At 48.2% G+C, this 18,321-nt stretch carries 19 protein-coding genes; 3 read left to right on the top strand and 16 right to left on the bottom strand.

The annotated features are described in order from the left end of the window. The 5 genes from ACHAL6_RS10440 to ACHAL6_RS10420 form a co-directional block, all read right to left on the bottom strand. On the bottom strand, positions 1–306 hold a 306-nt coding region (locus ACHAL6_RS10440), incomplete at its 3' end, for a MerR family transcriptional regulator (RefSeq protein ID WP_395270613.1). A 54-nt stretch (positions 307–360) separates the two neighbouring features. Then, positions 361–633 carry a hypothetical protein gene (locus tag ACHAL6_RS10435; RefSeq protein WP_395270612.1) on the bottom strand — a complete coding sequence of 91 codons (273 nt, stop codon included), beginning with the start codon at positions 631–633 and terminating at the stop codon, positions 361–363. A 33-nt stretch (positions 634–666) separates the two neighbouring features. After that, positions 667–1,356: a MerR family transcriptional regulator gene (locus tag ACHAL6_RS10430; protein ID WP_395270611.1), complete on the bottom strand. Its 690-nt coding sequence runs from the start codon at positions 1,354–1,356 to the stop codon at positions 667–669. Positions 1,357–1,493: 137 nt separating this feature from the next. Continuing rightward, positions 1,494–1,883, bottom strand: coding sequence for a hypothetical protein (locus ACHAL6_RS10425; RefSeq protein WP_395270610.1), 390 nt, complete (start codon positions 1,881–1,883; stop codon positions 1,494–1,496). A gap of 122 nt (positions 1,884–2,005) precedes the next feature. Further along, positions 2,006–2,185: a hypothetical protein gene (locus ACHAL6_RS10420; protein WP_395270609.1), complete on the bottom strand. Its 180-nt coding sequence runs from the start codon at positions 2,183–2,185 to the stop codon at positions 2,006–2,008. A gap of 243 nt (positions 2,186–2,428) precedes the next feature. On the opposite strand from ACHAL6_RS10420, the gene ACHAL6_RS10415 reads away from it, so the two are divergent. Continuing rightward, positions 2,429–3,025, top strand: a complete 597-nt coding sequence (locus ACHAL6_RS10415; RefSeq protein WP_395270608.1) for a type IV toxin-antitoxin system AbiEi family antitoxin domain-containing protein — start codon at positions 2,429–2,431, stop codon at positions 3,023–3,025. Continuing rightward, positions 3,022–3,855 carry a nucleotidyl transferase AbiEii/AbiGii toxin family protein gene (locus ACHAL6_RS10410; RefSeq protein WP_395270607.1) on the top strand — a complete coding sequence of 278 codons (834 nt, stop codon included), beginning with the start codon at positions 3,022–3,024 and terminating at the stop codon, positions 3,853–3,855. Before ACHAL6_RS10415 ends, ACHAL6_RS10410 begins: the two co-directional genes overlap by 4 nt. Before the next feature lie 462 nt (positions 3,856–4,317). Here the strand turns inward: ACHAL6_RS10410 and pyrE are convergent, their stop codons facing one another. The 9 genes from pyrE to ACHAL6_RS10365 all read right to left on the bottom strand — a co-directional run bounded on the left by pyrE (position 4,318) and on the right by ACHAL6_RS10365 (position 15,046). Continuing rightward, positions 4,318–4,947, bottom strand: a complete 630-nt coding sequence (gene pyrE / locus ACHAL6_RS10405; protein ID WP_395270606.1) for an orotate phosphoribosyltransferase — start codon at positions 4,945–4,947, stop codon at positions 4,318–4,320. Next, complete coding sequence (pyrF, locus tag ACHAL6_RS10400) at positions 4,944–5,645, bottom strand: orotidine-5'-phosphate decarboxylase (protein ID WP_395270605.1); 702 nt, start codon at positions 5,643–5,645, stop codon at positions 4,944–4,946. The genes pyrE and pyrF overlap by 4 nt, the downstream gene beginning before the upstream one ends. 16 nt (positions 5,646–5,661) lie before the next feature. Continuing rightward, on the bottom strand, positions 5,662–6,576 hold the full coding sequence (locus ACHAL6_RS10395; RefSeq protein WP_395270604.1) for a dihydroorotate dehydrogenase: 915 nt from the start codon (positions 6,574–6,576) through the stop codon (positions 5,662–5,664). Further along, positions 6,569–7,336, bottom strand: a complete 768-nt coding sequence (locus ACHAL6_RS10390) for a dihydroorotate dehydrogenase electron transfer subunit (protein ID WP_395270603.1) — start codon at positions 7,334–7,336, stop codon at positions 6,569–6,571. Before ACHAL6_RS10390 ends, ACHAL6_RS10395 begins: the two co-directional genes overlap by 8 nt. Positions 7,337–7,346: 10 nt before the next feature. Continuing rightward, positions 7,347–10,526: a carbamoyl-phosphate synthase large subunit gene (carB, locus tag ACHAL6_RS10385; protein WP_395270602.1), complete on the bottom strand. Its 3,180-nt coding sequence runs from the start codon at positions 10,524–10,526 to the stop codon at positions 7,347–7,349. Continuing rightward, positions 10,527–11,603: a glutamine-hydrolyzing carbamoyl-phosphate synthase small subunit gene (gene carA, locus ACHAL6_RS10380; RefSeq protein WP_395270601.1), complete on the bottom strand. Its 1,077-nt coding sequence runs from the start codon at positions 11,601–11,603 to the stop codon at positions 10,527–10,529. Next, positions 11,596–12,876 (bottom strand): dihydroorotase, encoded by a 1,281-nt coding sequence (locus tag ACHAL6_RS10375; RefSeq protein ID WP_395270600.1) that lies wholly within the window; start codon positions 12,874–12,876, stop codon positions 11,596–11,598. Before ACHAL6_RS10375 ends, carA begins: the two co-directional genes overlap by 8 nt. After that, positions 12,873–13,754, bottom strand: a complete 882-nt coding sequence (locus ACHAL6_RS10370; protein ID WP_395270599.1) for an aspartate carbamoyltransferase catalytic subunit — start codon at positions 13,752–13,754, stop codon at positions 12,873–12,875. The genes ACHAL6_RS10375 and ACHAL6_RS10370 overlap by 4 nt, the downstream gene beginning before the upstream one ends. A gap of 257 nt (positions 13,755–14,011) precedes the next feature. Beyond that, on the bottom strand, positions 14,012–15,046 hold the full coding sequence (locus ACHAL6_RS10365) for an AbrB family transcriptional regulator (protein WP_395270598.1): 1,035 nt from the start codon (positions 15,044–15,046) through the stop codon (positions 14,012–14,014). 273 nt (positions 15,047–15,319) lie between these two features. Here ACHAL6_RS10365 and ACHAL6_RS10360 point away from each other — a divergent pair, with 273 nt between their 5' ends. After that, positions 15,320–16,192 (top strand): DMT family transporter, encoded by an 873-nt coding sequence (locus ACHAL6_RS10360; RefSeq protein WP_395270597.1) that lies wholly within the window; start codon positions 15,320–15,322, stop codon positions 16,190–16,192. A 133-nt stretch (positions 16,193–16,325) separates the two neighbouring features. On the opposite strand, the gene ACHAL6_RS10355 is transcribed toward ACHAL6_RS10360, so the two are convergent. Together ACHAL6_RS10355 and ACHAL6_RS10350 are read right to left on the bottom strand one after the other, a co-directional pair. After that, a complete protein-coding gene (locus ACHAL6_RS10355; RefSeq protein WP_395270596.1) occupies positions 16,326–17,252 on the bottom strand; it encodes an ABC transporter ATP-binding protein in 927 nt (308 codons plus the stop codon). Beyond that, positions 17,242–18,321 carry an ABC transporter ATP-binding protein gene (locus tag ACHAL6_RS10350; protein ID WP_395270595.1) on the bottom strand — a complete coding sequence of 360 codons (1,080 nt, stop codon included), beginning with the start codon at positions 18,319–18,321 and terminating at the stop codon, positions 17,242–17,244. The genes ACHAL6_RS10355 and ACHAL6_RS10350 overlap by 11 nt, the downstream gene beginning before the upstream one ends.

Below are 18,321 nucleotides of genomic sequence, written 5' to 3'. Positions count from 1 at the left end.
TTTATCAGTAATAATATCAAAGGAGTACCCCTTAGCAATCATGTAGGTTTTTACATTCTCTATCTGCCTCTCAAGGTCATCTTTTTGTTTATAAGAACTCACCCTGCAGTATCCTATTATCCTTCTATTTTTAACTTCAACACCTCTTATGCCTAAGAAATGATTTAGCGGTTCCTGAGAATAGTATCTGTAGCCAGTTGGAGATATATGGTGTGGTTTAAACAAGTCTTTTTTATCCCATTCTCTTAATGTTTGAGCATTTTTACCTATTAGCTCTGCAAATTCACCAATCGTATAATACTTCATATAGTTAGTCTCTTTCTTCTAGCATAACCTAAACATTGAAGTAATTAAATATATTTATATAAACCCTTGTAATGTTATAGTCACTGTTATTCTGCCTCTATTCGGTGGCAGCATCTCCACATCTATAAGGAACACATTCGAAGCGATCACGACATTCGAAGCGATCACGACAATCACAGCACCGATGAAAAGAGCATTCCGATAGACCTTTTCATCTTTCATGGTGTAGGCGATCTCCTCATCCCAAGAAAGAGTTTCCTTCTCTTCAAGGATTTTTGCGCTCTTGTAATGGCGTATGATGTTATAGATTGGAATCTGAAACCCCATTCCATAACGGATGACACCGAAGGTTCTTCGAAATCACTCTGCATAAGAAAGTCTGCTTCCTTCGGGATTTCTCACTATTAGTCCCAGAAGCGCCTTCCCTGGCGTTGTGCCAAACTTCATCAGTAGAAGCGGTTCCACAAGCAGCATGAGTACTGTGACCACCCCAGTGAACAGTAAATTTTCTACTGCATTTCTGTTTGATGTAATCATATTAAAAATGAACACCAGAACAGAATCAAGTAAGAAGGCATAGATGGATAAATCCAATATTCTAGCCAAGAATCTTCTCACGGGACTGTATACCTGAGGAAGTTTATCCTTTTTAACTGAGAAGTAATCCGTTTTTGAAAGAGAAGATTTTTCATCCAGCTGATCCAGATACTTTTTCGCATCCAGATGCAGAACGCTGCTTTCTTCATTTTTCATGAGTCTACAGATTTCCTGGGCATAATTCACATCTTCTTTTTCATCTTCCAGGACATGAATCTGATTATCCAGAAGGTCAGTAAGAGATATTTCCCCCTCCATCAGCCCCCTGATCTGATCCAGTGGTACATGAATACTTCTCAGAAGCTTGATTCTCAGAAGAGTTTCCAGATCCTCCTCTGAAAATTCCCGGTATCCGTTATCCTGTCTCAAAGGACTGATTAAGCCTTCTCTTTCATAGAACCGGATATTGGTTCGGTCCATTCCAGTCCTGATTTCAATTTCTCTGATCTTCATCGAAGCCATCCCCCCTTAGTTATGTCTCAATTCTAAACTACGCACAAGGTGCACAGTCAAGGATTTCGCTGAAAAATATCGAGATCACTTCAAGTATTCTGTTTCATCATCACATGTCTTACCCCACTAGCATGTTTTCAGTTCAAAAACACTATCTCAAATGCTTCACGCTGACCATCCACTCTGACCTGGATCGAATCGAAAGAGGGATCCACTGGAATCTTGTATACAGCTGTTTCGGGCTCGTTCTGCACTTGCGTCTCAAGCTGAATCGTGAGAACATGATCCTCAACAGAATAACCCATGGATGTTACCCCTTTCCTCATGTCCTGAAAAAGAACATACTGCTTTTCTTCACCGCTGATCATATACAGGCCGTCCTCCGGTGTATGATACATGACGTCTGAAATCTCCTTGGTCATCTCATAGGGCAGAACCAGTTTTCCCTCAACTCTGCATCCGGGCAAAACCATGGATACCAGTAGCAGTATGGGCATCATCGTGTTTCTCAGCCTGTTTCTTTCCATCTTCATTCTCCTCGTATCTTTACTCTTTATTCTTTCAGTTTGATTATTCATTCTTCAGTATAGATTCACTATATTCCAATTCCATTCCAGAAAACCCCGAACTTCTTCAGGATCGGTCTGCTTTAGTTCCTTTTCTTATGATCTTTCTGCTGAAGATAGGCACCAAGTAAAAATAAAATACTGAGCATACCAAAGAGGATCCGGCCAATGATGTCTTTGTTTTCCCCTGGCAGGAGGGCAGATATAAGAGCGATCACACCACCTACCAGTAAAATGTTTCTTGAAGCGTTTGATCTTTTCATGAAAACCTCCTCGAACAGCCTGTATTCATATATCCATTATAAAATAATATCAGTTTTTTTCTACTGAATATTTAAAATATATTTAAAATTCACTGCAATTTCCGAGTCTATTCTCCTACCCTACATCATCTATCGTTTTCTTCATCTCATTCCTCTGGATTCTACTTGTTATTTGTCTTTTTTGTTAGTATATGATACTATAAATACGAATAAAAAAGACAAGTAGAAATAGGTGGTGATTTTATGTCTGAAAAGGAACTTGTGATGGAATTAATTCAAAAACAAAACGGTGTTATCACATCAAGTGAGGCTGCAGCTGCAGGCATAAGTAATAAAACACTGCAACGCATGCAGAAGTCCGGTGAAATTGAAAGGATAGAACATGGTATGTATATGGATCCAAATCTGATGGAAGATGAGTACTTACTAACTCAGTACAGATGCAGGAAAGGAATATTTTCTCATGAGACAGCACTCTACTTTCATGATTTAACAGATAGAACACCTCTCCAGTTCATGCTGACAATCCCATCAGGATACAATACAAGACTTCTGAAAGAGAAAGAAAAGTACAAGTTCTTTTATATTGCAGAGAAGATTCATGCAGTTGGTATGATTTCCATGGAGACACCGTTTGGGCATCAAGTCTATGTATATGACAAAGAAAGAACCATTTGTGACTGCTTGAAAAAGAAAGAACAGCTTAATACTGATTTAGTGAATGAAGCAGTCAAAAGATATTTCAACACTCCCGGAGCAGATTATGCAAAACTACTTAAATATGCCGAGGTTTTTAATATCAAAGATTTGGTTCGAAAATATATGGAGGTGTTGACATGAGAATCAGTAGCCCTAGACAATTAAAGGATCGGATTAACAATATGGCTAAAGAGAATAAGCTGATGGCAAATACAGTGCTTCAGAATTTTATGATGGAAAGGCTTCTGGAAAGAATCTCGGTCTCTAAGTACAAAGATAATTTCATACTCAAAGGTGGATTCCTCATTGCATCTATGGTGGGTATATCTATGAGAAGTACTATGGACATGGATACCACAATAAAAGGTCTTCCTGTCCATAGAGAGACTTTAGAAGTAATAATAAATGAGATTCTTTCGATTGAGCTAGATGACAATGTAACCTTTAGATTAAAGACTATCAGAAAAATTCATGATGTCAGTGACTATGATGATTTCAGAGTTTCTGTGGAAGCTCAATTCTACACAATCAGAGTCAATATGAAGATTGATATTACTACTGGCGATGTCATCATTCCGAGTGAAATCCAATATTCTTTCAGCTTAATGTTTGAAGAACGTGACATTTCTGTAAAAGCATATAATTTAAATACAATTCTTGCAGAAAAGATTGAGTCCATTCTATCGCGAAATGTGGCAAATACTAGAGCCAGAGACTATTATGATGTCTACATCCTTCTAACTCTCCGAAGAAATGAAATTGATTATGAAAGTCTAAGAAATGCAATTCGAGTAAAAGCAGAAGAGAGAAATACATTGATTTATTTGGAAAACAGCGAGAAATTTTTAAAGGATATTGAGAAAAGTGAGGATCTTAAAGTGATCTGGGCATCATATGTTCAGAAGTTTTCCTATGCAGAAGGTATTCAGTTTAGTGAAATCACTGATATTCTAAGAGAAATCATTATTTGACATCCAAGCTAGCCTAGTAAAGGAATAGCTCTATTTATAAGGCTATCATTTCTGATTTATTGTCCCCCATATACTTCTTTGTGCGAGGGAACTTTCTTGCTGCAAGCTCTTTGTATCAAGTACTATATAGAAAGTGCGGATCCCGGGAAAATTTTAGGGAACTCTTTAGAAAGTTCCCTAAATACACATTTTAAGAAAATTAGGCACAGTGATGATCTATTCAGAAGAATCAGCTGATTTTATCTGCTAATGAGTTCTCTATGCTTATCTTTCTTTTTAAATTCAATTGTTTTCATGAGGATACTTCCAACCATTTTATGCGTTTATGTCATCAAGAATTTCTATGGAAGTATTCCCATTTCAACAAAGATTAAATAAAGAATATTGTATTAAGAGACATTATGAAATACTCGATCACATATTTAGGGAACATATCGTTCCGGTTCATCCTTCTATTGATTGCTACAGTGTTCTCCATCTCTCATCCTGAGGATTCTCCATGAAGACGGTAAGTTTTTCTCTGTCCTTCTCCGTGATGTAGTCCATGGTAAGCGCCGTATCAAGAAGCTCGCTGTAGGTGGTGAGGGCATAAAGCTTCACCTCTTTTTCCTTCATGGCTCTCTTCGCTTTTTCCATACCGTAGGTGAAGATGGAGACCATGCCAAGCACATCGCATCCGGCTTCTCTTAGCGCTTCCACCACCTCAATGGAGGAGCCTCCTGTGGAGATCAGATCCTCTATGACCACTACCTTCATGCCTTCATGAATCTTTCCTTCAATCTGATTCTTTCTTCCATGGTCCTTGGCTTTTCCCCTGACAAAGCCTGAGGGCTTCTCCATGAGATAGGCCAGTACCGACGCATGAGGAATGCCTGCTGCAGCAGTGCCCATGATGCACTCGGCATCGGGAAACTCCTTCTCCACCACTTCTCTCATGGCTTCGATGACCACGCCCCATTCTTTCCTGTAGGAAAGAAGCAGTCTGTTGTCACAGTATATGGGGGAGATGATCCCGGAAGCCCAGGTGAAGGGCTCTGAGGGAGAAAGACTCACGGCTCTGATCTTCAGTAGTATCTCTGCTATTTCTCTCATATTCTTTCTCCTCCCATGAATTCCGCTCTGATCGTAAGGTAAGCTGCATAAGGATTCTCTGCCTTAGTGATGGGTCTGCCCACCACGATGTAGTCTGAACCCAGCTCTCTTGCCATGGCCGGCGTCACCACTCTTTTCTGGTCTCCTGACGCGCTCTCCTTGGGCCGTATGCCCGGCGTGATGGTCAGAAAATCTTCTCCCAGAGCTTTTTTCAGCTTCGGCACCTCCAGGGCAGAGCAGACTACGCCCTGAAGACCCGATTTCTTTGTAAGTCTTGCCAGAGAAAGCACCTCCTCTTCCAGGGGAAGCGATACATGAAGCTCCTTCGAAAGGGTTTCCTCATCCATACTGGTCAGTACCGTCACCGCAATGAGAAGCGGCTTCTTCTCTCTGCCTTCCAGCTCCTTCATGGCTCCTCTCATCATCTCTTCTCCACCCATGGCATGAAGATTCAGCATATCCGCATCAAGTCCTGCAGCGCTTCTCACAGCGCCCTGTACGGTATTGGGAATATCATGGAACTTCAGATCCAGAAACACCTTATGGCCAAGCGCTTTGATCTCTCGCACGATGGAGGGTCCCTCCGCATAGTAGAGCTCCATCCCCACCTTCACATACACAGGCTCCTTGAATCTGTCCAGAAAGGTCAGCACCTCTTCTCTATTTCTGAAATCCAGGGCTATGATCACATCTTTCATCTTTCTCTCCTTCTCTCTATCTGTGTGCGTATCCGACAGCGTCCTTCACATGACTGAATCCATATTCTTTAAGCAGCTCCGGCAGATCCTCTATGATCTGCGGGCAGGCAAAGGGATTGACGAAATTCTCTGTGCCCACCGCCACGGCGCTGGCGCCCGCATAGAAGAACTCCAGCGCATCCTCCGCAGTAGAAATCCCGCCCATGCCGATGATGGGAATATTCACCGCCTTGTAGACCTCATAAACCATCCTGATGGCCACAGGTTTTATGGCAGGACCGGACAGTCCTCCTGTTCCATTGGCAAGGACAGGTCTTCCTGTCTGAAGATCCAGCCGCATACCCACCAGCGTATTGATCATGGTGATGCCGTCGGCGCCTCCCGCCTCCACTGCTTTTGCCATGGCGGTGATGTCCGTCACATTGGGGCTGAGCTTCATATAGACCGGCTTCTTCGAGACCGCCTTGATCTTTTTCGTCAGAGCATAGGCCACCTCCGGATCCTGACCGAAGAGGATGCCTCCTTCCTTCACATTGGGACAGGAGATGTTGATCTCCAGAGCCGCCACATTCTCTGACTCTGAAATCTTCTCCGCCACCCGGACATATTCCTCTTCCGTATATCCTGCCACGTTGGCGATGATGGGCACCGGATACTTCTCCAGCCACATAAGCTCCCGTCTCACCCCTTCCAGGCCCGGATTCTGAAGCCCGATGGCGTTCAGCATACCCGCCGGCGTTTCTGCAAGTCTTGGCATATTGTTTCCGCGTCTTGGCGCCTCCGTCACGGCCTTCACCATGATGGCGCCAAGAAGGCTAAGATCATAATACTCGGCAAATTCTCTTCCGAATCCGAAGCAGCCTGATGCAGGCATCACAGGATTCTTGAGATTCAGTCCAGGGAGATTCACCTCCAGCATATCCTTATTCATAAACCACCTCGCCCAGCCTGAATACAGGTCCGTCTTTGCATACCCGCTTCAGTCCGTCTTTCGTTTCCGTCATGCATCCGTAGCAGGCGCCGATGCCGCAGGCCATGCGCTCCTCAAAGGAGAGATATCCTTTCTTCGTATCCTGGTACGCTTCATCCAGGCTTCTCAGCATGGGTCTGGGACCACAGGCGTAAAGGGTATCGAAATCCTCCCCCATCTCCCGTATGGCATCGGTGACATATCCTTTCACTCCTACAGAACCGTCCTCCGTGGCGATCTGTACCTGGCCCAGCTTCAGAAAATCTTCCTGGCAGAAGACACTGGCTTCATCTCGAAATCCTAGCACCGTCACAATCTCCACCCCATTCTCCCTGAGCCTTTTACCCAGCTCATAAAGAGGAGGCACACCGACACCGCCGCCTGCAAGAAGCACCTTTCTGCTTTCATCCTGCACAGGAAACCCTGTGCCCAGAGGTCCCAGAACATCCAGATCCTCTCCTTCCTTCAGGAAGCTCATAAGATCAGTGCCTCTTCCCAGCACCTTGTAGATGATGGTCAGCGTCTTTTCCTTCTCATCCGCATCAAAGATGGAGATGGGACGTCTCAGCAGAGGCTCCATCCCCTTTCCCACTCTGATGTTGAGAAAGGTTCCGGGAGAGAGGGTCTTGAAGTCCACTTCCTCCGCCGAAAGCTTCATCCGGAACACTTTCTTGGCGATGGATTCATTGGTCAGGATCTTCATCTTCATCACTTTACTCATTGAATTCCTCCTAGTAGGCTTCCACAGAAAAGTTCATGGATTCCAGTACATTTAAAATGGCCGCTGCCGTATCCAGAGACGTCAGGCAGGGAATATTGTTCTCCACGGACTCTCTTCGGATAAGAAAGCCGTCGGAGATGAAATCTCTTTTTGCCATAGAGAAGGTGTTCACCACAAACTGCACTTTCCTTCCTCTTATGACATCCAGTACCGTTTCCTCTCCTTCCCCGATCTTTTCGACCCCCTGGGCTTTGAGGCCATGCGCCACAAGAAATCTTCTGGTGCCCTCCGTGGCCACCAGGCCGTAGCCGATGTCACTGAAGCGCCTCGCAAGAGACAGGGCTTCCTCCTTGTCCCGGTCTCCGATGGTGAAGAGCACCTTTCCGTATTCTCTCATCTCGAACCCTGCAGCGATCATGGCCTTATAAAGGGCTTTGTTGAGAGACACATCTCTTCCGATGACTTCTCCCGTGGATTTCATTTCCGGTCCCAGGGCAATGTCCACCTTTCTCAGCTTTCCGAAGGAGAACACCGGCATCTTCACGGCATACTGCTTCTCTTCCGGCAGAAGGCCCAGCGGGATGTTCTGCTCTGTAAGGCTTACCCCAAGGATGGCCTGAGTGGCGAGATCCGCCATGGGCATCCCGGTGATCTTGCTGAGGAAAGGCACTGTTCTGGAGCTTCTTGGATTCACTTCCAGCACAAAGACCTTCCCTGCCTGGTCCACCACAAACTGGATGTTGTAGAGACCCACGATGTCAAGCCCTCTTCCGATTCTCTCCGTGTAGTCCACGATGATGTTTCTCGTTTCTTCGGACAGGGAGATGGGCGGATACACCGCCATGGAATCTCCAGAGTGGACCCCCGCGCGCTCGATATGCTCCATGATGCCTGGTATCATGATGTTTTTCCCATCGGATACCGCATCCACTTCACATTCCACCCCGGTGAGGTATCTGTCCACAAGGATTCCTTCCGTCTTTGTCTCTTCCGGCAGCTTGTTCATGTAGAGTGTAAGCTCCTCCTCTGTATGGATGATCTCCATGTTTCTTCCGCCCAGCACATAGGAGGGGCGCAGGAGAACCGGATACCCGATTTCTTCCGCAGTGCTTCTGGCATCCTTATTGTCATGAACCACGCTTCCCTCCGGCATGGGGATGGAGAGCGCTTTCAGCTTCTTCTCGAAAAGGTCCCGGTCCTCTGCAAGGTCGATGCTTTGCAGGCTGGTCCCCAGAATTCTTACCCCTCTTCTCTCCAGACCTTCGGCCAGATTGATGGCGGTCTGACCGCCGAACTGAACGATGACGCCCATGGGCTTTTCCAGTTTCACTACATGCATCACATCCTCCAGGGTCAGCGGCTCGAAGTAGAGCTTGTCGGATATGGAAAAGTCCGTGGAGACGGTCTCGGGATTGTTGTTGATGATGATGGCCTCATAGCCCAGCTTTCTGATGGACCAGACGCAGTGGACCGTGGCATAGTCGAATTCCACACCCTGACCGATCCGTATGGGACCGGAACCCAGAACGATGACCTTTTCCCTGTCTGAGGAGACCGACTCATTTTCCACCTGATAGGTGGAGTAGTAGTAAGGCGTTTCAGAGCTGAATTCTCCTGCGCAGGTATCCACCATCTTGTAGACAGGGCGAAGGGAAAGCTTCCTTCTCATTTCCTCCACCTTTTCTTCCGTGGTTTCATAAACCTTTGCGAGAGCCGCATCGGAGAAGCCCATCTTCTTTGCTTCCGGAAGGATCTTTCCCAGCGGCTCCTTCTGCATGCGAAGCTCCAGGTCCGCGATATTCTTCAGCTTATGGAGAAAGAACAGATCCATCTTTGTTCCTTCTTCTATACTTTCCAGCGCCACTTCTCTAAGAAGCAGCTCATAGATTACAAACAGTCTGTCGTCTTCCGCCCGGGACAGAAGAGCGAGAAGCTTTTCCGTTTCGATGTCCTTGTATTTCGGAAGGCTCAGGTGGTCCGCCTTGATTTCCAGGGAGCGCACTGCCTTTAAAAGTCCTTCCTCAAAGGAGCTTCCCAGGGACATGACTTCTCCTGTGGCTTTCATCTGGGTACCCAGCTTTCTGTTGGCCGACTGGAACTTATCGAAAGCGAACCTGGGCAGCTTCACCGCGATGTAGTCGATGGCCGGTTCAAAGGAGCAGTAGGAGGCTTTTGTCACAGGATTCAAGAGCTCATCGAGCCTGTAGCCCAGAGCAATCTTCGACGCCACCTTGGCGATGGGATATCCCGTGGCTTTGGAAGCCAGAGCCGAAGACCTGGATACTCTCGGATTGACTTCGATGATGAAATACTGGAAGCTTTTCGGGTCCAAAGCCAGCTGCACGTTGCATCCGCCCCTTATATCCAATGCTCGGATGATCTTGAGAGAAGCATCCCGGAGCATCTGCACTTCCTTGTCCGTCAGCGTCTGAACCGGAGCCACCACAATGGAGTCTCCCGTATGAATGCCTACAGGGTCCACATTCTCCATGGAACAGACCACGATGGCTGTATCATTTTCATCTCTCATTACTTCAAATTCGATTTCCTTCCATCCTGCGATGGACATTTCGATGAGGCACTGTCCCACCGGGGAAAGGCTGAGTCCGTTTTCCACGATGGCCTTCAGCTCCACCCTGTCTTTCGCGATTCCTCCTCCGGTTCCCCCCATGGTGAAGGCGGGTCGAACGATGACGGGATAGCCGATCTCATCCGCGAAGCGAAGAGCTCCAGCCACATCCTGGGTGATGAAGGAAGGCGGTACAGGTTCACCGATTTCTCTCATGAGACTTCGGAAGGCTTCCCTGTCCTCCGCTTTCTCGATGGCTTTAAGGTCTGTTCCCAGAACCTCCACATGAAACTCGGAAAGGATGCCGTCTTTGTGCAGCTCCATGGCCATGTTAAGGCCTGTCTGTCCTCCTAGGGAAGGAAGCAGGGCATCGGGTCTTTCCTTTCGGATGATCTTCTTGAGAAAAGGAAGGGTCAGCGGCTCCATGTAGACTCTGTCCGCCATTTCTCTGTCCGTCATGATGGTGGCCGGATTGGAATTCACAAGAACCACCTCGATACCTTCTTCCCTGATGGCCTGGCAGGCCTGGGTCCCCGCATAGTCGAATTCCGCAGCCTGTCCTATGATGATGGGTCCTGATCCGATGACCAGGATCTTTTTCAAATCTTCTCTCTTTGGCATTTACTCTACCTCCCCGTTTTCCATGAGTCTTTTAAATTCCTGATAGAGGACCCTGGCGTCCCTGGGTCCTGGTGAACTTTCCGGATGAAACTGCACCGAGAAAGCCTTCCTGCCAGGAAGCACAAGGCCTTCTATGGACCCGTCATTGACGCAGCTGTAGAGAACAGAAAGGCCGGTCCCTTCAAGGGATGCACTGTCCACCTCATAGCCATGGTTCTGACTGGTGATGAGGATCTTTCCGTTTCGATGGTCCCGCACCGCATTGTTTCCACCTCGATGACCGAACTTCATCTTTCTTGTCTTCGCCCCGGCCGCCAGCGCCAGAAGCTGATGGCCCATGCAGATGCCAAAGAGCGGAACCTGTCCGAGAAGCCCTTTCACCGTTTCTATGGGCATCAGCGCATCCTCCGGATTTCCCGGACCGTTTGAAAGAAGCACTCCATCGGGATGCTGCTCCAGAATCTCTTCTGCACTGGTGTCGTGGGGCACCACGGACACATGATATCCTTCTTCCATCAGTCCTTTTAAAATCCCCGCTTTCATCCCGAAGTCCATGAGGATGACCCTCTTGCCCCTTCCGGGCACATCATAGGCAATCTTCGTGGAAGCACGCTCGATGTGATTGGTGAAGAAGGGATGAGATGAAATCTTTTCCAGGCACTCATGAAGCGGCATCTCCTCGGGGAGGATGGCGCCTTTCAGTGCACCCTTTTCGCGGATGTGCCTCGTGAGCTGCCGGGTGTCTATCCCAGAAAGGCCTGGGAGTCTGTACTTCTCCATATAGGCTTCCAGGGTCTTTTCGCTTCTGAAATTCGATGGGTGGGTGCAGTAGTCTCTTACAATCAGTGCTGAGAGAAAGGGTCTCAGAGACTCATAGTCCTCCCGGTTGATGCCGTAGTTACCAACCAGTGGGTACGTCATGACCAGCATCTGGCCCAGGAGCGAGGGGTCTGTGAGAAGCTCCTGATAGCCCGACATGGAGGTGGTGAAGACCACCTCTCCATAGACATCCTCCTTGTACCCGAAGGCCTTTCCGTGAAATTCGCTGCCGTCTTCCAAAACCAGTTTCTTATTCAATGATCTTTCCTCCTTCTACGATGCGCTTTCCTTCCAGCATCACTGTCTCCACTTTTCCTCTGACTTCCCAGTTCTCAAAGGGTGTATTCTTCCCCTTGGAAGCGAAGGCTTCGCTTTTTATCACCCAGTCTTTTTTCAGATCGATGAAGGTGAGATCCGCGCTTGCCCCTTCTTCCAGGCTGCCGTAAGCAAGTCCCATGATTTCCGATGGACCCGCTGTCATGGCTTCCACTAGTCTTTCCAAGGTCAGGTGCCCTTTCTCCACAAGATGGGTATAAAGAAGGGCAAAGGACGTTTCCAGACCCACAATGCCGAAGGCGCTGCCTTCCAGCCCTTTCTCCTTGTCCTCTCTGGTATGGGGTGCATGGTCTGTGGCGATGGCGCCGATGACGCCTTCTCGGAGTCCTCTGATCAGCGCTTCCCGGTCTCTTTCACTGCGCAGCGGCGGATTCATCTTGAAGTTTCCGTCTTCCCGCAGATGATTCTCCGTGAGAAGCAGATGATGGGGCGTCACTTCTCCCGTGACCGGAGCGCCATCTCTCTGGGCTCTTTCAAGGGCCCGGACGCCGCCTGAGGTACTCATGTGGCAGATGTGGTAGCGGCACCCTGTGGCCTCACTTATGGCCAGATCTCTTACAATCTGAAGGTCTTCCGTGAGGGAATGGATGCCTTTGTGCTCATGTTCTCTTGCATAGTCTCCCTGATGGATGTATCCGCCGAAGAGCATGGAGTCTTCCTCGCAGTGGGCGGTGATGATGCCATCAAGCTCTTTGATCCTTCGCATGGCCTGATACATAAGCCCTGCGCTCTGAACGCCTTTCCCGTCATCGGAAAATCCTATGACGCCTTCCATGTCCATGGCAGTGAAATCCACGAGCTCCAGTCCCTTTTCTCCTTCTGTGATGGCGCCGTAGCTTTTCACCCGGATAAGGCTGTCTGTTTCCGCCTTCCTTTGAAAGGCCTTCAGCCTTTCCGGTGTATCGGGCACCGGGTCGGTGTTGGGCATGGCCACGATGGTGGTGTATCCGCCAAGGGCGGCGGCTCTTGTTCCGGTTAAGATGGTCTCCTTCTTTTCTCCTCCAGGCTCTCTCAGATGCACATGGATATCCACAAATCCCGGCGTCACCAGCATGCCTCTGGCATCGTACACTTCCTCGCCCTTTTCCTCTGAAAGCTTTTCTCCGATCTCAAGGATTCTTCCTTCATGGATTCTGATCTCACAGGGCGCTGTCTCATTTCCTTCTCTGATTCTTACTGCATGTATGATTTTCATGAATTCCCCTCCCTAAGCGCTCTCTCTAGTACCGCCATTCTCACGTAGACGCCGTTTCTCATCTGTCTCATGATCCTGCTTTTTTCGCATTCCACCACTTCATCTGTGACTTCCCAGCCTCGGTTCACCGGAGCAGGATGCATGAGTATGGCGGAAGGCTTCATGAGGGAGATTCTCTTCTCATTCATGCCGTAGTCCCTGTTGTAGCTTTCGCAGTCCACCACGGATTTCACTTCATGGCGCTCATGCTGGACCCGCAGCATCATGACGATGTCCATGTCGCGGATGACCTCATCCATTTCGTGATAGGTTCTCTTTTTCTCCTGGAAGACTTCTGGTGCACTCTGGTACACTTTCATGCCCAGCCTCTCCATGACTTCCATGTTGGAATGGGCCACCCTGGAGTGGGAGATGTCTCCTGCGATGAGGATCTTGAGGCCTTCGAATCTTCCGAACTCTTCTCTGATGGTCAGAAGATCCAGAAGACTCTGGGTCGGATGGTCTCCGCTTCCGTCTCCGCCGTTTAAAACCGGTATGGAGAGCTTTCCGCGAAGAGCTTCATAGTACTTGTCCTCTTTAGATCGGATCACCAGGGCATCTGCCCCGATGGCTTCATAGGTCTTTGCAGTATCGTAGAGACTTTCTCCTTTTTTCTGGCTGCTTCCTTCCGGATACAGATCCATGTTCTGCATCCCCATTTTCTTTTCTGCCATGATAAAGGACTGGTGTGTTCTGGTGCTGGGCTCAAAAAAAAGATTCCCCACGATCCGATCCGGAAAGTGTGAAACCTCACCATTTTTAAACGTCATGGCACGATCAAGTAAAGAAACAATTTCATTGATGTCAAGTTCTCTTAAACTGAACAGATTTCTTTCCATAATAAAAACCTCCTTTACCCGCGGTAAAAAGAGGTCAGTTAACCATAACAGATGAAAGCGGAGCGATAGACTCCTGCCTTGATCATAAAGTATTCTTCTTCTCTTTTCAGCCTCACGGGACTGATTTAAAGTATTCTTCTAGATTTTATAGCGGATTGTTTCTCCTGTCAACCGGAAATGTCAACTATTTATCATTGTTCACAAAGAAACCGTTCCCATGAAAAGGGCTTTAAAAACAGGGATTCCGCTCTCTTTCTTCAGCCCAGAAACTTCGAAATGAGATAGAAAATCTGCGGAAAGACGGATACCGCACCGATGAGCCTTGCGATCTGGATCATGGCCACATCCGAACCTGAAACGCCGAGATCCGAGGCAATGAGCGCCATATCCGATGCGCCCGCCGGGGACGAGGAAAGGATGGCCTGAGACAGAGGCAGCTCATATCTCCTGGCGAGAAAATGTCCGATGAGATAGCAGGTCAGGATATTCAGCGCCACCATGATGAGGGCGGGAAGGATAAGCAGCTTCAGGTCCGCAAAATCCTGATAACTGAAATGACTGCCGATGTAGGCGCCGGAAAATAGCTGTGCCATTCTTTTGAACCACATGGGAAACATGACTTCCAGCTTGAGAATCTTCAGAATCACCACACTAATCATGGCAAAGATCAGCGTGCCCGCTGGTACACCCAGAATATCACCAAGGTACCCCGCAAGAAACGCCACGAAAAGTGCTGACCAGAGCTTCACACTACCGAAAGGAGATACCTTTTTCTCAATGAGAGACGGCTTCTCCTTCACTGCACTTTCTCTGGGCTCATACCGGATGAGAAGCGGCACTACCGCAAGGCCTGATACCAGACGCACAAACTGAAGCACCGTGACCTTGGCTGCATCAGCGCCCAGGTCCGCCGCAATGAGCGGTGTGTCACTGATTCCGCCTGGTACGGCGGACAGAAACGAGGTGAGCAGATCCAGAGGACTTGTAAGATAGATGAGCACCCCCACCACCAGATTCGTCACAAAAAGACCCGCCAGAAGCGTCAGAATGGGCCGGATGAGATATTTCATCCGGGGAAAGTTCTCTCTTTTCACACTCATTCCGATGTAAGCTCCTGCAATGCACTGGGCCACGAATCGAAACTCCGATGGTATATGGACGAAATCCGTATTGATGTTCAGAACCGCCACAGTCAGAACGCTCCCAAGCATCATCCCTCCGGGAATGCGCAGTTTATGAAGAAAAAAGCCTCCTAGAAAGGCCAGAAAGATTGTCAGTGCAAGATATCCCATAATAAACCTCTTCTCCAGTTTTGAACCTATATTCTACTTACTATTCTATATTATACAACCATAGCACATTGCACTTCCAATGTGTTATTTCTCAGTCCTTACATGCTCGACACAGAACCTCCTATAGCAATTTAACCTTTACCATCTAAAGACTTTGATATATTCTTATACTAACTGAAGTAAATCCTGTAGGATGGGATTTCATCAATGCTCCCGTATTTTTACGTCCATTTGCTTTGCTAACGCTGCTGCCGTCAACGGAGGAATCTTTTTATGACAAAACGGAACACCGCCATATTCTATGCAGTACTTGCTGCAGCCCTTTATGCCATCTCTTCCCCTGTTTCCAAACTTCTCCTTGTGGAGGTTCCCCCCACCATGATGGCTGCCCTTCTGTATCTTGGTGCAGGCATCGGCATGTCCATCATCGCATTTTACAGATATAAGCGGGGGAAACTGAAAGAAGAGATGCGGCTCACAAAAAAAGAGCTTCCCTATACCCTGGGCATGATTGTCCTGGATATTCTCGCACCGATTTTTCTCATGGTGGGACTCACCATGACCACCCCGGCCACAGTGTCCCTTCTCAATAATTTCGAAATCGTGGCCACTTCCCTCATCGCCTTATTCATCTTCAAGGAGTTCATCACGAAAAGGCTCTGGATCGCCATCGGTCTCATCACCGTTTCCAGTATCCTTCTCTCCGTGGAGGACTTCTCCAATCTGTCCTTTTCCTTTGGTTCTCTGCTTGTGCTTCTGGCTTCCATAAGCTGGGGCTTCGAGAACAACATCACAAGAAAGCTTTCCGTGAAGGATCCTCTTCAGGTGGTCATCCTGAAAGGGTTCGGTTCGGGACTGGGATCTCTTCTCATTTCCCTGGCATTGAAGGAAACCACAACGAATATCCTCTACATCGCCCTTACACTCCTGCTGGGCTTCGTTGCCTACGGCATGAGCATCTACCTCTATGTCTATGCTCAGAGGCATCTAGGGGCCGCCAAGACCAGTGCCTACTATGCTGTGGCTCCTTTCATCGGCGCAGGTCTGTCGCTGCTGATCTTTCTGGAAGTTCCTTCCCTCACCTTCATCATCGCCCTTCTCATCATGATCATCGGCACCTATTTTGCCTCCACGGACGCAAAATAAGGAAACACCGGAAATTGATTTGCATAGAAAAGTAACCGCCATGGAACCAGACTTATTTCTGGTTCCATGGCGGTTCTTGCTTTTTCTGCTGTAAACTCCTACAGCATTTTTATCCAGCTGTCCGGATCGATCTTTATTTTGTCCACTTTTCCAGTTCCTCTTCCGTGGCGAGTACCATATGGGTTCCTCCGATGTTGGTCAGGGTGCCCTTGGTATAGTCGATGCCACTGGAAGCATAGTCATAGTTCATGGCCTTTCTGTCCCGCTCCGTGATGGGGTTGGGATGGGGAATGGCGGACAGAAGCGATTTCGTGTACGGATGCACCGGATTCGAGAAGATCTCATCCGTGGTGCCTGTTTCCACCAGATGACCATAGTGCAGTACGCCGATTCTGTCTGAGATGTATTTCACCATGGACAGGTCGTGGGCGATGAAGAGATAGGCGATGTTGGTCTTCTGCTGAATCTCCTTCATAAGGTTCACCACCTGGGCCTGAATGGATACATCCAGCGCACTGATGGCTTCATCGGCGATGACCAGGTCCGGGTCCATGATCAGCGCTCTGGCGATGCCGATACGCTGACGCTGTCCACCGGAGAACTGATGGGGATAACGGTTGGCATGTTCATGGGAGAGGCCCACCAGATCAAGGATGTCATAGACCTTCTTTTTTCTTTCCTCCGCCTTCATCTCCGGATGATGGATATCCAGCCCCAGAGCGATGAGATCCAGTACTTTCTTTCTTGGATTCAGTGAGGCCATGGGATCCTGAAAGATCATCTGCATGTTCATGCGAAGGGCTTTATTGGTGTCCTTGTCGAGCTTTCCGGATATATCCATACCATTGAAGAGGATTTCTCCTCCTGTAGGTTCATAGAGCCGGATGACGGAACGTCCGATGGTGGATTTACCGCTTCCGGATTCTCCCACAAGGCCATAGGTCTCCCCAGGATAGATGTCAAAGGAGACGCCGTCCACAGCCTTGACGTAGAACTTTCTTGAAACCTTGAAGTGCTGCTTCAGATTTCGTACTTGAAGGAGCGGTTTTCTATTTTCCATTCTCCATGACCTCCTTCCTCATGACTTCGATTCTTGCTCTCAGCTGCTCAGGCATGTCCACCTTCGGTGCGTCCTCATGGAGGAGCCACGTGCTGGCATAATGGGTATCAGTGATCTTGAACATGGGCGGCTCTTCTCTGTAATCAATATTCAGCGCATACAGATTTCTCGGTGCGAAAGGATCTCCCTTCACCTGATTCAGAAGGTTCGGAGGACTTCCGGGGATGGCATAGAGAGATTCCTCCGTCTTTTCCAGACTCGGAATGGCTGATAAGAGGCCCCAGGTATAGGGATGACGGGGATCAAAGAAGATCTCTTCCGTGGTGCCCTTCTCAATGAACTTTCCGGCATACATCACTGCCACATAATCCGCCACCTTGGCCACAACACCCAGATCATGGGTGATGTAGATGACCGAGATGCCAAGCTTCTTCTGAATGTCTTTGATCAGTTCCAGAATCTTCGCCTGGATGGTCACATCCAGTGCCGTGGTGGGTTCATCACAGATCAGCACTTCCGGGTCGCAGGACAGGGCAATGGCGATGACCACTCTCTGTCTCATGCCGCCGGAGAGCTGATGCGGATAGTTCTTCATTCTTTTTTCCGGTTCAGGAATACCTACGAGATCCAGCAGTTCAATGGCCTTCTTTCTCGCTTCCTCCCTGCTTTTACTGTAATGGTAGATCATGCCCTCCATGACCTGTGCTCCGATGGACATGGTGGGATTCAGGGACGTCATGGGATCCTGGAATACCATGGCGATTCTTTTTCCGTTGATTCGTTTTCTCATCTGGTTCTTGGACAGCTTCAGAAGGTCCTCGTGGATGACTTCCTCTCCTCTTCTGTAGGTGAAATCAATGGTTCCACTGTTGATGGTCTCATTGCCCGATAAAATACCCATGATGGCCTTTACCGTAACGGACTTTCCGCTGCCGCTCTCACCGACGATGGCGACGGTGTCACCTTTGTACAGGGTGAAATCCACACCACGGATGGCTTTGATCTCACCGGCTGATGTCTTGAACGAGATGGACAGGTTTTTCATATCCAGTACAACTTCTTTTTGCAT

It is taken from the genome of Proteiniclasticum sp. C24MP (genome assembly GCF_043951855.1).
GTDB lineage: Bacteria > Bacillota > Clostridia > Clostridiales > Clostridiaceae > Proteiniclasticum.
The sequence above is the reverse complement of the archived record's forward strand: the minus strand, read 5'-3'. Positions and strand labels throughout refer to the sequence as shown.

Bases quoted from the DNA above. Each gene is read 5' to 3' on its own strand.
- ACHAL6_RS10435 (WP_395270612.1), bottom strand. From the start codon at position 633: ATGGGGTTTCAGATTCCAATCTATAACATCATACGCCATTACAAGAGC.
- ACHAL6_RS10395 (WP_395270604.1), bottom strand. From the start codon at position 6,576: ATGAATAAGGATATGCTGGAGGTGAATCTCCCTGGACTGAATCTCAAG.
- ACHAL6_RS10370 (WP_395270599.1), bottom strand. From the start codon at position 13,754: ATGGAAAGAAATCTGTTCAGTTTAAGAGAACTTGACATCAATGAAATT.
- carB (WP_395270602.1), bottom strand. From the start codon at position 10,526: ATGCCAAAGAGAGAAGATTTGAAAAAGATCCTGGTCATCGGATCAGGA.
- ACHAL6_RS10350 (WP_395270595.1), bottom strand. From the start codon at position 18,321: ATGCAAAAAGAAGTTGTACTGGATATGAAAAACCTGTCCATCTCGTTC.
- ACHAL6_RS10355 (WP_395270596.1), bottom strand. From the start codon at position 17,252: ATGGAAAATAGAAAACCGCTCCTTCAAGTACGAAATCTGAAGCAGCAC.
- ACHAL6_RS10390 (WP_395270603.1), bottom strand. From the start codon at position 7,336: ATGAGTAAAGTGATGAAGATGAAGATCCTGACCAATGAATCCATCGCC.
- ACHAL6_RS10420 (WP_395270609.1), bottom strand. From the start codon at position 2,185: ATGAAAAGATCAAACGCTTCAAGAAACATTTTACTGGTAGGTGGTGTG.
- ACHAL6_RS10425 (WP_395270610.1), bottom strand. From the start codon at position 1,883: ATGGAAAGAAACAGGCTGAGAAACACGATGATGCCCATACTGCTACTG.
- pyrF (WP_395270605.1), bottom strand. From the start codon at position 5,645: ATGAAAGATGTGATCATAGCCCTGGATTTCAGAAATAGAGAAGAGGTG.
- ACHAL6_RS10375 (WP_395270600.1), bottom strand. From the start codon at position 12,876: ATGAAAATCATACATGCAGTAAGAATCAGAGAAGGAAATGAGACAGCG.
- ACHAL6_RS10430 (WP_395270611.1), bottom strand. From the start codon at position 1,356: ATGAAGATCAGAGAAATTGAAATCAGGACTGGAATGGACCGAACCAAT.
- ACHAL6_RS10360 (WP_395270597.1), top strand. From the start codon at position 15,320: ATGACAAAACGGAACACCGCCATATTCTATGCAGTACTTGCTGCAGCC.
- ACHAL6_RS10410 (WP_395270607.1), top strand. From the start codon at position 3,022: ATGAGAATCAGTAGCCCTAGACAATTAAAGGATCGGATTAACAATATG.
- ACHAL6_RS10365 (WP_395270598.1), bottom strand. From the start codon at position 15,046: ATGGGATATCTTGCACTGACAATCTTTCTGGCCTTTCTAGGAGGCTTT.
- ACHAL6_RS10415 (WP_395270608.1), top strand. From the start codon at position 2,429: ATGTCTGAAAAGGAACTTGTGATGGAATTAATTCAAAAACAAAACGGT.
- pyrE (WP_395270606.1), bottom strand. From the start codon at position 4,947: ATGAGAGAAATAGCAGAGATACTACTGAAGATCAGAGCCGTGAGTCTT.